Raw genomic sequence first — 11,899 nt, 5'->3', positions numbered from 1 at the left:
CGGATCGCGTCCTCGACGCCGCGCACGAGCGGGTCCGTCCGCTCGATCCGCGGGAGACCGGCGAGCAGCGGCCCGGTGCGCTCCGCGAACGCGGCCGCGAGCAGCCGATGGCGGCGCTCCGGCCCGTCCGCCGCCCGCGCCTCGGCGGCGCGGGCCAGGAACCGGCCGAGGTCGCCCCGCAGCAGCGATGAGGAAGGCTCGGAGCTGCTCGGGCGTCCAGACCTTCCCCGGCTCATAGCGGTAGAGCCGAGGCGGGCCAGCCACTTCCGCAGCCGGGAGACGCCGACATGGACCGACTCGCGGCTCGTCTCCCGGTCCAGCCAGACCAGCTCGGCGAGCCGGATCGTCGGCAGCGGCTCGCCGCGGGCCAGCAGCAGCGCGCCGAGCAGCCCCTGGAGCACCGGGGACCGCGGCGGCGCGACGGGCCCGCCGCCGGCGCTGACCGCCAGGCGGCCGAGCACGCGGAAGCCGACGCCCGCCACCTCCATGGTCAGCCACCTCCTGCCGCCGGGGGATCCGGGCGGTCGACGGCGATCTGCCCGGGTCACGAACGGTGCGCGCCGCCCGACCGGCGGCACGTTGACCGACGCGCGGGCACGGCCGCGGGTTCCGCGGCTCAGGTCATAAGGAGTGCGCCGGGGCGGACGCCGGAGGTCCGGCCGGCCCGGCGAAGGGCGCCTTGCGGGGAAATGGCGTCCGGGCGAACACCGGTGAAGCGACTGTCGAAGATGCCCCGGCGAGGGGCGCCCTTCCCAGAAGACAGTTCTCCATCGCGAGCCCACGATTCCCGTTGAGCGATCTGTATGCCGAAGGTAGCACACGTCCGACATCCGCCGGTGCCCGCTAACCGGGCGCAGTGGGGCGAAGAATCACCATGGAAAACTCGTCGCTGAATGAATTACCCGAACGACGAGAAAGCCGGGTCAATACCCGGACACGCGTGCCGAGCGGCCGCGCCGCGGACGGCGCGGCCGCTCGGCCCCCCGGTCAGTACGGGCGGACGCCCTGGGGATAGCGGAAGACCCAGTCGGGGTCGTAGCGCTTCTTGACCTGGGTCAGCCGCCGGTAGTTGCCGCCGTAGTAGGCGGTGGGCCAGTCGGGCAGATCCGGGTCGGGGAAGTTGACGTAGGCGGCCCGGGTGCCCAGCAGCCGGCTGAGGCACCGGTGCATCGCCCGCGTCTGCGCCAGCAGGCCGTCCACGACCTCGTCGGGGCAGGCGTTGTCCCACGACGCGCCGATGTCCATGACGAACGTGGCCTTGCGGTGCGGGAACGCGGTGGCGCGCGGTGCGAGGTCGGCGATCGCGCCGCCCATGGCGAACAGGGTGACGTAGCCGGTGTTGCCGGGCCGCCCCGGCCGCCACTCGCGGATCCACTCGATGATCGCGCACACCGCCTCGTCGTCCAGCCACCGGCACGGCACCAGCGACCGGGACGTCATGGCCTCGTGCTCGGACACCATCGACAGCCGCTTCTGCGCCGCCCAGAAGCCGGTCGTGCCGATGTGGCACGACCGCGGCCGCAGCCGCAGCAGCGGTTGCAGCCTCCGGTAGAGCGTCATCTTGTCGCCGAGGTACTGGCCGAGCACGGCGAGCCGGGCGCCACGCGGCCCGGTGCCCGGATTGCCGAACTCGATCCGGACGTCCAGGTCGTGCTCGGGATCGTCCTCCGCCAGCAGGTGCTGGAGGCAGCGCATGACCTTCACGCCCTCCTCCAGCGCGAACGACATCTCGAACACCGTCGCGGCCACCCGGCCCACGTCCACCGGGTCGTACAGGAACCCGGTGTTGATGCCGAAGTTGCCGCCCGCGCCACCGCGGCAGGCCCAGAACAGGTCGGAGCACTCGTCGCGGCTCGCCCGCACCAGCGAGCCGTCCGCGAGGACGACCTCCGTCTCGACCAGCCGGTCGCAGGTCAGGCCCCACTTGCGGTCGTTGAAGCCGAGCCCGCCGCCGAGCGTCAGCCCGGCCACCCCGACGCCCATGCAGCGGCCGCCCGGCACGTACAGGCCCGTCTTGCGGGCCCCGGACTCGAACACGTCGGCGTTGGTGGCGCCGCCGCACACCCACAGCCGGTCGCCGCGCCGGGCGATCTCGTTCATCGGCCGCAGGCTGATCAGCAGCCCGGGCGTGGTGGAGTAGCCGGCGTAGTTGTGGCCGCCCGACCGCGGCACCAGCGGCATCCCGCACGTCCGGGCCCAGCGCACCGCGGCCTGCACGTCCGCCGCCGTGGCGCACGCGACGATCCCCGCGGGCCTGTGGTCGGCGTAGCGCAGGTTCCACGGGGTCGCCAGCTTCTCGAACGGCTCCTCCCCCGGCCGGTACAGGCGCCCCTTCGGGCTGAGGTGCCGCCGCAGCCACCGCCAGTCGGCGTCGTCGGCCCGCGGCGGGCCCGGGACGCGGCCGGGCAGGCGGCCCGGCGGCGCGGCACCGGCCGTCCCCTGCCCCGCGAGGCCGGTCACCAGGCCGGCCGCGGACAACTGTGTCCCCCATCGTAAGAAATCACGCCGGTCGCGCATATCTCACCCTTCTGTCCTGTGGCCTGAGCACGCAGCGACCCTGAGACTGCGGAGGAACCGATCACCGAACGCCGTTCACGGGGGTTCATACCGAACGGCGAGGCGGACGCACAATCGAAACGAAATGCGTGATCAACGCTCCCGCGAGCTATATGACCCACAGGAGCGGATGCGGAATCGCCCGGAAAGGTAAAGCTCGAACCGGCGGCACCGCGCGCGAACCGGACAGTACCGGCCGCGAACCGGGCACGAACGGGACGGGCCGGTCGACATCACCGCCTCCCCCCACCACCGACCACCTCAACACCCACCCACCGCGCACCCGCGACCCGGCCACGGCCCGGCGGCGGCCCGGCGACGACCCGACGGCGGCTCGGCGACGGCCCGGCGGCGGCTTGGCGACGGGCCGGGGGCGGCTTGGCGGCGGGCCGGGGGCGGCTCGGGCGCCGCGCGGGCGTGTGTCAGCGGTTTCGCCGGGGGCACTGAGCCCGCCGCGTGGGCGGCTCAGTGACCGCACGTCCTACATGACCGGCGCCGCACTGCGGGCCGACCGGTGGCATGGCAAGGCGCTGGACGTTGGTGGGCGCAACTGCCTGCGTCCTTGCGCGGGCTCGCCGGTGCGGCGGCGCCAGTCGCGGATGCGGCCAAGGCGGGCCTCGAAGCCGACCGCCGCAGACTGCGCTCCGCGCGTGGCTAGAGTGCGGCCGAATATGCCCGGTGGGTGTCCGTGGCCGGGAGGGTGAGCTCGCGCCTGTGCCGGACGACGTTCCCGAGGAGATGCCGGGCGACGGCGGCGCGGGCGGGGGCGAAGTCGGGGACGATCAGATGGAACGTGCCACGGGCGGCGCGGACGGCGAAGCCGGCCTTGGTCAGCAGGTTCGCCCCGGCGGTGTCGACCGCCTCGATCCCGGTCAGGTCCAGGGCCAGGTGCAGCGGGCCCGAGGCCAGCACGACGGTGGTCAGCACGCGCGCCTCGGCGGTCGGCACCGTGTCGGCCTCCAGCCGCCCGGTCATCTCCAGGACGGTGAACGGCCCCTCGGAGCGGGTCTCGACGACGAGCCCGCCCGGCGTCCGGTGCTCGGACGTCCGATCCGGGGCGGTCCCTGGCGCGGTGCCGCCGGACGTCGGGGGGATGGGCCGGGAGGTGAACTGCGGCGCGTTGGGCTGCACGAGCACGGGGAGCACCTTCCTGACGTCGCGTGCCGGTGGGGATCGGGCCCCTGAAGCATACACGAAAGATTATTCACCAAAGAAGTCTCGTATGATAGGTCTGTGATCGAGACGGACCGACCGTGACGAGGTGGGCGGATGGAGACAGCCACGCCGGACGGCAAGCCGTGGACGTTCCTGACCAACCACGCCAGGGTGCTGGTGGGCATCGCCCGTGACCCCGACGCGCGGGTCCGGGACCTCGCCCAGCGCATCGGCATCACCGAGCGCTCCGCGCAACTGATCATCGGCGATCTGGAGGAGGCCGGGTACCTCACCCGCACCCGCGTCGGCCGCCGCAACACCTACACGGTCGACGCCCACCGGCCCTTCCGCCACCCCGCCGAGGCCGACCACGACGTCCAGGACCTGATCGAGCTCTTCGCCCGGAGCGACGCCTACACCTGACCGGCGGCACGCGAAAGCCCGGGAACGGTCGATCGTTCCCGGGCCGGTTCAGGTGCGGGCGGCTGGGCACCGCCACTCGCGTCGAGGGCTACCCCGTGCCGTCGCGTGCGCCCGCGCGGGCGTCCTTGGGGCCGTCGCCGCGGGCGTCCTGGCCGCCGTCGCCGCGTGCGTCCTTGGCGCCGTCCGTGCGGACGCGGCGGCGGTGGCTGGTGTCGCAGAACGGGTAGCAGTGGCTGCGCCTGCACGTGCAGAGGGCGACGACGAAGCGGTCGGAGCGGACCGTGGTGCCGTCCTCCATCTCGACCTCCACCGGCCCGTCCACCAGGACGGGACCGTTCCGGACGATCCTGGCGCGCCGCGCCTCCCGGCCGTCAGGCGGCCCGCTGCTGCGCGGCATCCGCCCGGCTCCCCCGCTCCGCCGCGCGGTCGGCGCGGACGACGACCAGTTCCTCGTGCCGCTGCCCCGGCCGGACCACGCCGAGCGCCTCCAGCTCCGCGACGCGCTCGCGCATGACGGGGCCGAACGGCTCGCGCCGGTTGGCCACCACCGCGGCGCGCAGCCCGGCGCCGTTCAGCGCGTCCAGCGTCGCGGACACCCCGCACAGGGCTGACTGGACGATCAGCAGGGTCCCGCCGGGCGCGAGGTGCGCCGGGGCCTCGGCGCAGATGCGGTCCAGCAGCACCCGCCCGTCCGGCCCGGCCTCCCACGCCCGCGCTCCGCCCTGCACCGCCGCCGGGTCGCATCCGATCACGTACGGCGGGTTGGTGACGATCACATCGAAGAGCTCGCCGGCCACGGGGCCGAACAGGTCGCCGCGCCGGACCCGGACGGGCAGGCGGCGGACGAGCGCGTTCAGCCGGGCGGTGAGCACGGCGCGTCCCGAGATGTCCACGGCGGTGACCTCGGCCGCGCCCGCGCGGGCGGCCGCGAGGGCCACCGCCCCGGTGCCCGTGCCCAGTTCGAGGACGCGCGCCCTCGGCGGGAGCGACTGCCGAAGCACCTCGACCAGCAGGGAAGTGTCGGTCTGGGGCCGGTAGACGCCCGGCGGCCTCATCAGCATCATGCGCCTCATCTACCGCAAAAGCGACATAAGAAACACTTCCGGCTCAACCACGTTCCGGCAGGTCGTCCAGGGGGCGCCGCAGCGCCGAGCGCGCCGGGCTCGACCGCCAGCACCCCAGCAGGTGCGCGCCGAGCCGGTCCTCCAGCAGCCCGGTGGCCTGGACGCCGAAGACCACGTCGCCCGCGAGCTCGGGCTCGTCCTCCAGCAGCCCGCCGATCACGTCCCGGCGCAGCACCTGCTCGTGCACGGCGTCCGCCTCGATGTGCTCGGTGAAGAACCGCACGGCGCGGGGGCCCGCGTCCAGCCGCTCCAATGCCCGCGCCATCCGCCGCGCGCTCGGCGCCGTGGTGATCTCGGCCGCCGCGAAGTGCCCGACCATCGCCGCCCGCAGCGACCGCCGCAGCCCGAACAGCGACATCATGTTCACCGTCGCGAGCATCACCGCCGGGGCCGCCTCCACGTGGCCGCCGTAGGAGGCGTCCAGGCCGAGGTCCTCCAGCAGCTCGGCGAACAGTCCGGCGTGGATCATGTCCGCCCGGCCGCCGCCGAACTCGTCGAACTCCACCGCGACCAGCGCCACCTTCGACCGCCCCCGCAGCCGGGGGATCACCCAGGCGTGCGGGTCGGCCTCCTTCAGGTGGTAGACGGAGCGAAGCGCCGCGTACTCGCGCATCTGCCACATCTCACCGCGGTCGCGCAGATAGTGGGAGACGCCGTCGGCGTCCACCGGCTCGACCAGCAGCTCCTCCAGGACGCCCTGGACGTCGTCGCCGCCCTCGACGTCCGTGCGCAGGGCCGCGAGGAAGGTGTCCTCCAGCGCCTTGCGGAACCGCAGCAGCTCCGGATCCCACTCCCAGTCCGCGTCGACCCCGCGGAAGCCCCGGTAATGCAGCTCGAAGCACGTGTGCAGCGCCAGTTGCAGGTCCTCGCCATAGGGATCGGCGGACGCGACGGCGCTCACCGGCAGCGGCCCGGACGGCGGCGGACCGGCGGTCAGGGCCTCGACGACGGCCCGCGACAGCGGCCCGCGGGGCTCGGGCGGCACCGGTACGGCCCCCCGCGCGGGGACGCGGGCCGGTGCGGGAGCGACGTTCTCAGTGATCACTTTTCCTCCGGGATTTCAAGCGGCCGTCCGCTCCCGATACCCGACCGAACGCCGCATATACGCAGACTTGACGCACAACGCCCAGCTCACCCCGCGTCCGCCCGCCCAGCTCACCCCGCGTCCGCCGCTCCGGCGCACCCGATCACCGCCGGGGCGGGACGGGTGGACAGCGTTATGCAGACCGGTCTACTTTGGTCCCCATGGCGGTCAAGGGCGAGGCGACGCGGGCGCGGCTGATCGAGGCGGCGCGGTCGCTGCTGGAGGCGAAGGGCTACCACGGCACGGGCCTCAACGAGGTGCTCGCGGCGGCCGGCGCGCCCCGGGGCTCCCTGTACCACCACTTCCCCGGCGGCAAGGACGAACTCGTCGGCGAGGCGCTCAAAACGGCAGGACGGGAGGTCGACGGCATCGTCGCGGAGGCGGCCACGGCGGCGTCCGGCGCCCGCGAGCTGATCCCGGCCGTCCTGGAGGCGCTCGCCGGCCGGATGGTGGCGGCCGGATACGCCAAGGGCTGCCCCGTGGCGACCGTCGCCCTGGAGGTCGCCGCGACCAACGACGCCCTCCAGGGCGTCTGCGCGGAGATCTACGCGCGATGGCAGCGGTCGCTCGCCGGCGTCCTGCGCGCGGACGGCCACGGCGCGGACGACGCGGACGAGCTCGCGGCGACCGCGCTCGCGCTGATCGAGGGGGCACTGGTCCTGGCCCGCGCCGCGCGCAGCCGCGTCCCCCTCGACCAGGCCGGACGGCGCCTCACCGCGCTGCTGGACCGGGGCTGACCTCGACGCCGGGGCGGCCCTTTTCTTTTTTCGGCTTCAGATTATGTAGATCGGTCTAGAGAGGATCGAGCGCATGCAGGAGAGTCCCGACACCGTCGTCTTCGGCGCGACCGGCTTCATGGGCAGGTGGCTGGTGCTCCATCTGCTGGAGCAAGAACGGGCGGTCGCGGCCGTCGTCCGCGGGCCTGCGAAGGCGGACGAGCTGCGCCGCTGGCTGCGCGGGCACGGCGCGGACACCGGCCGGCTCGCGGTCGTCATCGGTGATCTCACCGCCGGCGCGGACCTCGGCCTGGATCCGGCCGACGACGAACGGCTCGCGGAGGTGCGGGACGTCTTCAACATCGCGGCCGTCTACCGGTTCGGGATGCGGCGGGACGAGGCCAGAGCCGCCAACGTCGAAGGAGCCGTCCACGTCGTGCGGTGGGCGGCGGCGCGGCCGGGTCTCCGCAGGCTGGTCCACGTGTCCGGCTACCGGGTCGGCTCGGCCCTGCCGGCGCGGTACCCGCTCCCGGAGGCGGACGCCGAGCGGCTCTACCGGGACGGCGGGGCCTACGAGGGCTCCAAGGCCGAGGGGGACGCGGCCGTACGGGCCGTCGCCGCGCGGCTGGACGTGCCGCTGACCGTGGTGAACCCGAGCAGCGTCGTCGGCGACTCGACCACGGGCGAGGCGGGCCAGTACATCGGGCTCGCGGAGCTCGTCCACGATCTGTGGAGAGGCCGTCTGCCGGTACTGCCCGGAAATGCCCGAACGTTCGTGCCCGTGGTGGCCGTGGACCATCTCGCGAGGTTCATGGCCGCGATCTCCGAGCACGACCCGGAGCCCGGCGGCCTGCACTGGGTGCTGGACGAGGACACCCCGGAGCTGCCCGACCTCGTCCGCCTGCTGGCACGGCACCTGGGCGTGCGCCCGCCGCGGGCCCTCGTGCCGGTCGGCGCCGTCCGCCGCCTGCCCAGGGCGCTGACCGGCGCCGACCCCGAGACCCTGACCTTCCTGACCGACGACCGCTACGACACGGCCTCGGCCGACGCGGTCGCCGACGCGGCGGGGCTCCGGCACCCTCCCGTCGAGGACGTCCTGCGCCGCTGGGCCGACCGGCTGGTGGCGGACGGCTTCGGCGCGAACCCAGCCGTGCTTCCAGGCGCCTTCCGCGACGTCGCCGGGTCCCGTACCTACGTCGCCGGCGAGGGGACGGCACCCCGGTTCGTCCTCCTGCACGGCCTTCCCCTCGACGGCGAGTCGTGGCAGGGACTGCTCACCGCGCTGGACGGGACGCCCGCACTCGTCCCCGACCTGCCGGGACTCGGCCGCTCCTCCCCCGCGGCGGCCACGTCCGCCGAATGGCTCGCCGAGCTGCTGGCGCCCGTCCGGACGCGGCCGGTCATCGTCGCCCACTCGGCGGCCGCCGCCCCGGCGCTCCGCTACGCCGCCGCCCATCCCGACCGGGTCGCGGCACTGGTCCTGGTCTCCCCCTTCTTCCTCCAGCAGGCGGCGCCGAGGGTCCTGCGCACGCCCGTGCTCGCCGCTCCGCTCCTCAAGCGGATCCCCGCCGGACGGCTCGCCGCCTCGCTCCTCGGCGCCGCTCCGCCGGACGGGGCCCGCCGATCCATCGCGAGCGCCGCCGCCCAATTGCGCCGCCCCGGCGTCGCCCGCCGCACGGCCCGCCTGCTCCAGGACGTCGGCCGTCCCGCCGAGCGCGCCAATCTCCACGCCCTGCTCGAAACGGCGGCGGTGCCCGTCCACATCGCGGCCGGAGACCGCGACCCGCTGATCGGCGACCCCGGCCGCGCCGCCGTGACGACCGTCCCGGGCGCCGGGCACTACCCGCAGCTCACCCACCCGGACGCGATCGCCGCGCTCCTCCAGCGGCCTGACCTGCACTCCCCGGACCCGGGGTCTGCTAGGGTCCGTCCGGGTTTCTGATCATCCCCGGGGAGGCAGCGGTGAGGACGTCGACGACCCTCCTGGCCGCCGCGCTGGGCCTCGCGTCGCTGGGCGCCGCGGCCTGCGACGATGACAAGGAGCCCGCCGCGTCCAGCGCCTCGCCCGCCGCGGCGAGCCCGTCCGGGAGCTCGGCACCGGCCTCGCCCGGGACGCCCGCCCCGTCGGCTCTGCCCAGCGGAATCCGGACGAAAGACCCCAAGGTGACCGGCTCGGAGATCATCATGATCGATCCGAGCGGCAAGAAGTACACCCGCAAGACCATGATCGAGATGGCGGCGGGGATGGCCGCGGTCTCCGGGAGGCTCCCGTCCGACTTCTGCCCCAGGTCGTACAAGTCGGGCATCGACGGAGGCGGGTCGTTCCCCGCGGGCAAGCAGGCGTTCATGGAGGCCTGCCAGGCGGGCGTCCGCCTCGCCCACTGACCGAGGCCGGCGTTCCGGCCGCCGCGCGCGGCCCGGGTGCGCTTCCGGTGAGGGATCGGTGACGTGGCGCCTACCTCACCGTCACCGAAGCCGACCGCGGCGGTTCTTCAGCGCGGGACGGACCATGCCGCACGCTGTCTGTGTTCCCATCGTTGCAGACAGGAGTTCGTGATGATGATGAGCCTCGTCCGCGCCACGTCGGTGGTCATGGCCGCCGCGGGCACCACGCTGGCGCTGCCCGCCGCAGCACCGCCGGACAAGACCGCCGCAGCGCCCACCCCGTGCGGCACCCTGAGCGTCCTCTGCCAGGAGGACACGCCGCCCCCGCAACCCCCCACCCAAGACGAGTAGCAACGCCCACCGACCACGTCGGCGGACACCGGCCGTCGGCAGCGGAAACACCTCCGCCGCCGACGGCCAAAGAACGCCCCACACGCACAAACACCCCGCGTAAAACCAGAGCCCACGCACCGAACACCCCGCCCGCCCGCACACACGCCCCGCGCGTTCCGACGGGCCATGCCCGGTCGTCCGGCGCGGGGTGAGTGGGGTGGGTGGTTAGGGGGTTTCGTCGGTGGGGAGGTTCAGGGCTCGGTCTACGGCTCGTTCCAGGGCCGTTCGCGCCTCCTCCATTTCGGCGAGGTGCTCGCGGTTCATCTCGACGATCGCCGCGCGGACGCGGCAGGCCTCGGCGACGACCGCGTCGGCGATCTCGCGGTAGTGGCGGCGCTCGGCCCACTCGGCGTCCGTCGCGCGCCGCACCCACGGGAGCAGCGAGGCGGTGCGCGCGTCGTCGCCCTCGGCTTCGGCCTCGCCGAGCAGGCGCCGCGCGAGGTCGCGCTCCTTGCGGACCTCCTGCCAGCCGGTGAAGCCGGTGCGCAGCCGGTCGCGGAGATGCCCGAGCCACTGGTCGGCGACCGCCCGCTCCGCCGAGCGGAGCGCGTGGTCGCGCCACCGCTCGCCGCGGACGGCCGCGACCGCGTCCCGCGCCATCGCCCCGACCTCGTCGTCCCGCGCCCGCGCGCCGCCGTCGCACGCCATGAACATCCCCCCTCCGACGTCCGGATCCTCAGCCGCCTACGCTACGCCACGGGTACGACACAGAACGCTGCTTCGGGAATGCGGGCGGAGTCGCGTCCGGAACCGGTCGTGCCGGAGACGCGCGCGGCGTCCGGCGGACGGTGCGGCGGTGCGCGGGCGGAACCGGGGACGCGATTAGATCGTAAGCTGAAGGCCATGTCCGACGGCCGTCCCTCCTGCCCGTGCGTGCTCTGCCACGACTACGGCGACCGCGACCGTCTGGACAATTTCCAGCTCCGCACGATCGTGCACATCAGCCAGTACGGGTGGAGCGTCGTCCTCGTGCATCCGAACGCCGACGTGCCCGGGTGGGCGTACACGATCGGGCTGTGGCACAGCCATCGGTCCGCCGAGCTGGCGATGTTCGGCGGGGACGTCTACGAGATGGAGGAGTCCCTCAACGCGCTCGGGCGGCAGGCCGCGGAGGGGCGGGGGCCCGCCGACGGCGAGCGCCGCGACGGGATCGTCCGGGGGCAGCAGGCCGCGTTCCGCACCGTCGACGTCCGCTGGTACGACACGTTCTTCGGCGGCGCCGTCGCGTTCTACCGGCGGCCGCCGCTGCCGTTCCTCCAGGTCGTCCGGCCCAACGCGGAGGGGCTGTTCCCGTGGCAGCCCGGCACCGACCTGCCCTTCCGGCACTCCCAGCCGTGGCTGTGGCTCGCGCCGTCGCAGCACACGCCCGGGGTCTGGACGCGCCGCCTGTAAGGGCCGCGCCGGGACGCCGGGCGGGGCATAGGATCGGGCGGGTGTTCGGGCCGATCGCCGAGACCATCCGGACCCAGCGCCTCGTCCTGGAGCCGCTGGCCGTCCACCACGCCGACGAGATGGCGGTGGTGCTGGACGATCCGCGCCTGCACCGGTTCATCGGCGGGGAGCCGCTCAGCGCGGACGAGCTGCGCGCCCGCTACGAGCACCTGGTGGCGGGCCCGGCGCCCTTCCACCAGGAGGTCTGGCTGAACTGGGTCGTGCGCCGCGCCCGGGACGGGCAGGCCGTCGGCTACGTCCAGGCGACGGTGACGCCGGCGCAGCCGGGGTTCACCGTGGCGGCCGCGGCGGAGGGGTCCACCGTCACGCCGTCGCCGCCGCGCACCATCGCCTCGGTCGCCTGGGTCATCGGCATGCCGTACCAGGGTTTCGGCTTCGCGACGGAGGCTGCCCGCGCGCTGGTGGACTGGCTGCTCGCGCACGGCGCCGGCGACATCGTCGCGGCCATTCACCCGGACAACCTGGCGTCCGCGGCGGTCGCGGGCAAGCTCGGACTGCGCCCCACCGCCGAGACGGCGGACGACGAGACCGTCTGGCGCCTCCCCCGCGGCGAGGCGGCGCCATGACGTCCCGGCCGCGGCGGTAACGGTACGGAAGCGGAATCGGACGCC

The 11,899-nt window shown here is 74.3% G+C and carries 13 protein-coding genes and 1 pseudogene; 7 read left to right on the top strand and 7 right to left on the bottom strand.

The window, feature by feature from the left end; all coding sequences use genetic code 11:
- The 3 genes from E1300_RS50315 to E1300_RS25260 form a co-directional block, all read right to left on the bottom strand.
- The coding region (locus tag E1300_RS50315; RefSeq protein ID WP_207399945.1) for a hypothetical protein at positions 1–488 on the bottom strand (488 nt) is incomplete at its 3' end.
- 499 nt (positions 489–987) lie between these two features.
- Positions 988–2,478 (bottom strand): FAD-binding oxidoreductase, encoded by a 1,491-nt coding sequence (locus E1300_RS25265; RefSeq protein ID WP_165502987.1) that lies wholly within the window; start codon positions 2,476–2,478, stop codon positions 988–990.
- A gap of 732 nt (positions 2,479–3,210) precedes the next feature.
- Entirely contained in the window at positions 3,211–3,693 is a 483-nt protein-coding gene (locus E1300_RS25260) for an STAS domain-containing protein (protein WP_131759549.1), read from the bottom strand.
- 132 nt (positions 3,694–3,825) lie between these two features.
- Here E1300_RS25260 and E1300_RS25255 point away from each other — a divergent pair, with 132 nt between their 5' ends.
- Positions 3,826–4,134, top strand: coding sequence for a helix-turn-helix transcriptional regulator (locus E1300_RS25255; RefSeq protein WP_131759548.1), 309 nt, complete (start codon positions 3,826–3,828; stop codon positions 4,132–4,134).
- Positions 4,135–4,303: 169 nt separating this feature from the next.
- Here the strand turns inward: E1300_RS25255 and E1300_RS25250 are convergent.
- The 3 genes and pseudogenes from E1300_RS25250 to E1300_RS25240 form a co-directional block, all read right to left on the bottom strand.
- A pseudogene (locus E1300_RS25250) lies at positions 4,304–4,531 on the bottom strand (CDGSH iron-sulfur domain-containing protein); the annotation flags it as partial.
- The gene (locus E1300_RS25245; protein ID WP_131759546.1) at positions 4,506–5,198 is read right to left on the bottom strand and encodes a HemK2/MTQ2 family protein methyltransferase; all 693 of its coding nucleotides are present in this window, start codon (positions 5,196–5,198) and stop codon (positions 4,506–4,508) included. The pseudogene E1300_RS25250 and the gene E1300_RS25245, both read right to left, overlap by 26 nt.
- 43 nt (positions 5,199–5,241) lie before the next feature.
- The gene (locus tag E1300_RS25240) at positions 5,242–6,303 is read right to left on the bottom strand and encodes an iron-containing redox enzyme family protein (protein WP_370785180.1); all 1,062 of its coding nucleotides are present in this window, start codon (positions 6,301–6,303) and stop codon (positions 5,242–5,244) included.
- A 200-nt stretch (positions 6,304–6,503) separates the two neighbouring features.
- Here E1300_RS25240 and E1300_RS25235 point away from each other — a divergent pair, with 200 nt between their 5' ends.
- The 4 genes from E1300_RS25235 to E1300_RS25220 all read left to right on the top strand — a co-directional run bounded on the left by E1300_RS25235 (position 6,504) and on the right by E1300_RS25220 (position 9,794).
- A complete protein-coding gene (locus E1300_RS25235; RefSeq protein WP_131759545.1) occupies positions 6,504–7,079 on the top strand; it encodes a TetR/AcrR family transcriptional regulator in 576 nt (191 codons plus the stop codon).
- 73 nt (positions 7,080–7,152) lie between these two features.
- On the top strand, positions 7,153–9,000 hold the full coding sequence (locus E1300_RS25230) for an alpha/beta fold hydrolase (RefSeq protein WP_131759544.1): 1,848 nt from the start codon (positions 7,153–7,155) through the stop codon (positions 8,998–9,000).
- A 20-nt stretch (positions 9,001–9,020) separates the two neighbouring features.
- Positions 9,021–9,443 (top strand): hypothetical protein, encoded by a 423-nt coding sequence (locus E1300_RS25225; protein ID WP_131759543.1) that lies wholly within the window; start codon positions 9,021–9,023, stop codon positions 9,441–9,443.
- A 171-nt stretch (positions 9,444–9,614) separates the two neighbouring features.
- On the top strand, positions 9,615–9,794 hold the full coding sequence (locus tag E1300_RS25220) for a hypothetical protein (RefSeq protein ID WP_131759542.1): 180 nt from the start codon (positions 9,615–9,617) through the stop codon (positions 9,792–9,794).
- A gap of 207 nt (positions 9,795–10,001) precedes the next feature.
- Here E1300_RS25220 and E1300_RS25215 read toward each other — a convergent pair whose 3' ends face one another.
- On the bottom strand, positions 10,002–10,490 hold the full coding sequence (locus E1300_RS25215) for a hypothetical protein (RefSeq protein ID WP_131759541.1): 489 nt from the start codon (positions 10,488–10,490) through the stop codon (positions 10,002–10,004).
- 189 nt (positions 10,491–10,679) lie between these two features.
- Between E1300_RS25215 and E1300_RS25210 the strand changes: the two genes are divergently transcribed.
- Positions 10,680–11,228, top strand: coding sequence for a DUF4262 domain-containing protein (locus E1300_RS25210; RefSeq protein WP_131759540.1), 549 nt, complete (start codon positions 10,680–10,682; stop codon positions 11,226–11,228).
- 41 nt (positions 11,229–11,269) lie between these two features.
- Entirely contained in the window at positions 11,270–11,854 is a 585-nt protein-coding gene (locus E1300_RS25205; protein WP_131759539.1) for a GNAT family N-acetyltransferase, read from the top strand.
- Positions 11,855–11,899: the final 45 nt, after the last annotated feature.

The organism is Actinomadura fibrosa (genome assembly GCF_900659615.1).
Taxonomy (GTDB): Bacteria; Actinomycetota; Actinomycetes; order Streptosporangiales; family Streptosporangiaceae; genus Spirillospora; species Spirillospora fibrosa.
Note: the sequence above shows the minus strand (reverse complement) of the source record. Positions and strands in the feature narration are given on the sequence as shown.

Excerpts from the sequence above, each read along its gene's own strand:
- E1300_RS25215 (WP_131759541.1), bottom strand. The coding sequence starts at position 10,490 with ATGTTCATGGCGTGCGACGGCGGCGCGCGGGCGCGGGACGACGAGGTC.
- E1300_RS25255 (WP_131759548.1), top strand. The coding sequence starts at position 3,826 with ATGGAGACAGCCACGCCGGACGGCAAGCCGTGGACGTTCCTGACCAAC.
- E1300_RS25235 (WP_131759545.1), top strand. The coding sequence starts at position 6,504 with ATGGCGGTCAAGGGCGAGGCGACGCGGGCGCGGCTGATCGAGGCGGCG.
- E1300_RS25245 (WP_131759546.1), bottom strand. The coding sequence starts at position 5,198 with ATGATGCTGATGAGGCCGCCGGGCGTCTACCGGCCCCAGACCGACACT.
- E1300_RS25220 (WP_131759542.1), top strand. The coding sequence starts at position 9,615 with ATGATGATGAGCCTCGTCCGCGCCACGTCGGTGGTCATGGCCGCCGCG.
- E1300_RS25210 (WP_131759540.1), top strand. The coding sequence starts at position 10,680 with ATGTCCGACGGCCGTCCCTCCTGCCCGTGCGTGCTCTGCCACGACTAC.
- E1300_RS25230 (WP_131759544.1), top strand. The coding sequence starts at position 7,153 with ATGCAGGAGAGTCCCGACACCGTCGTCTTCGGCGCGACCGGCTTCATG.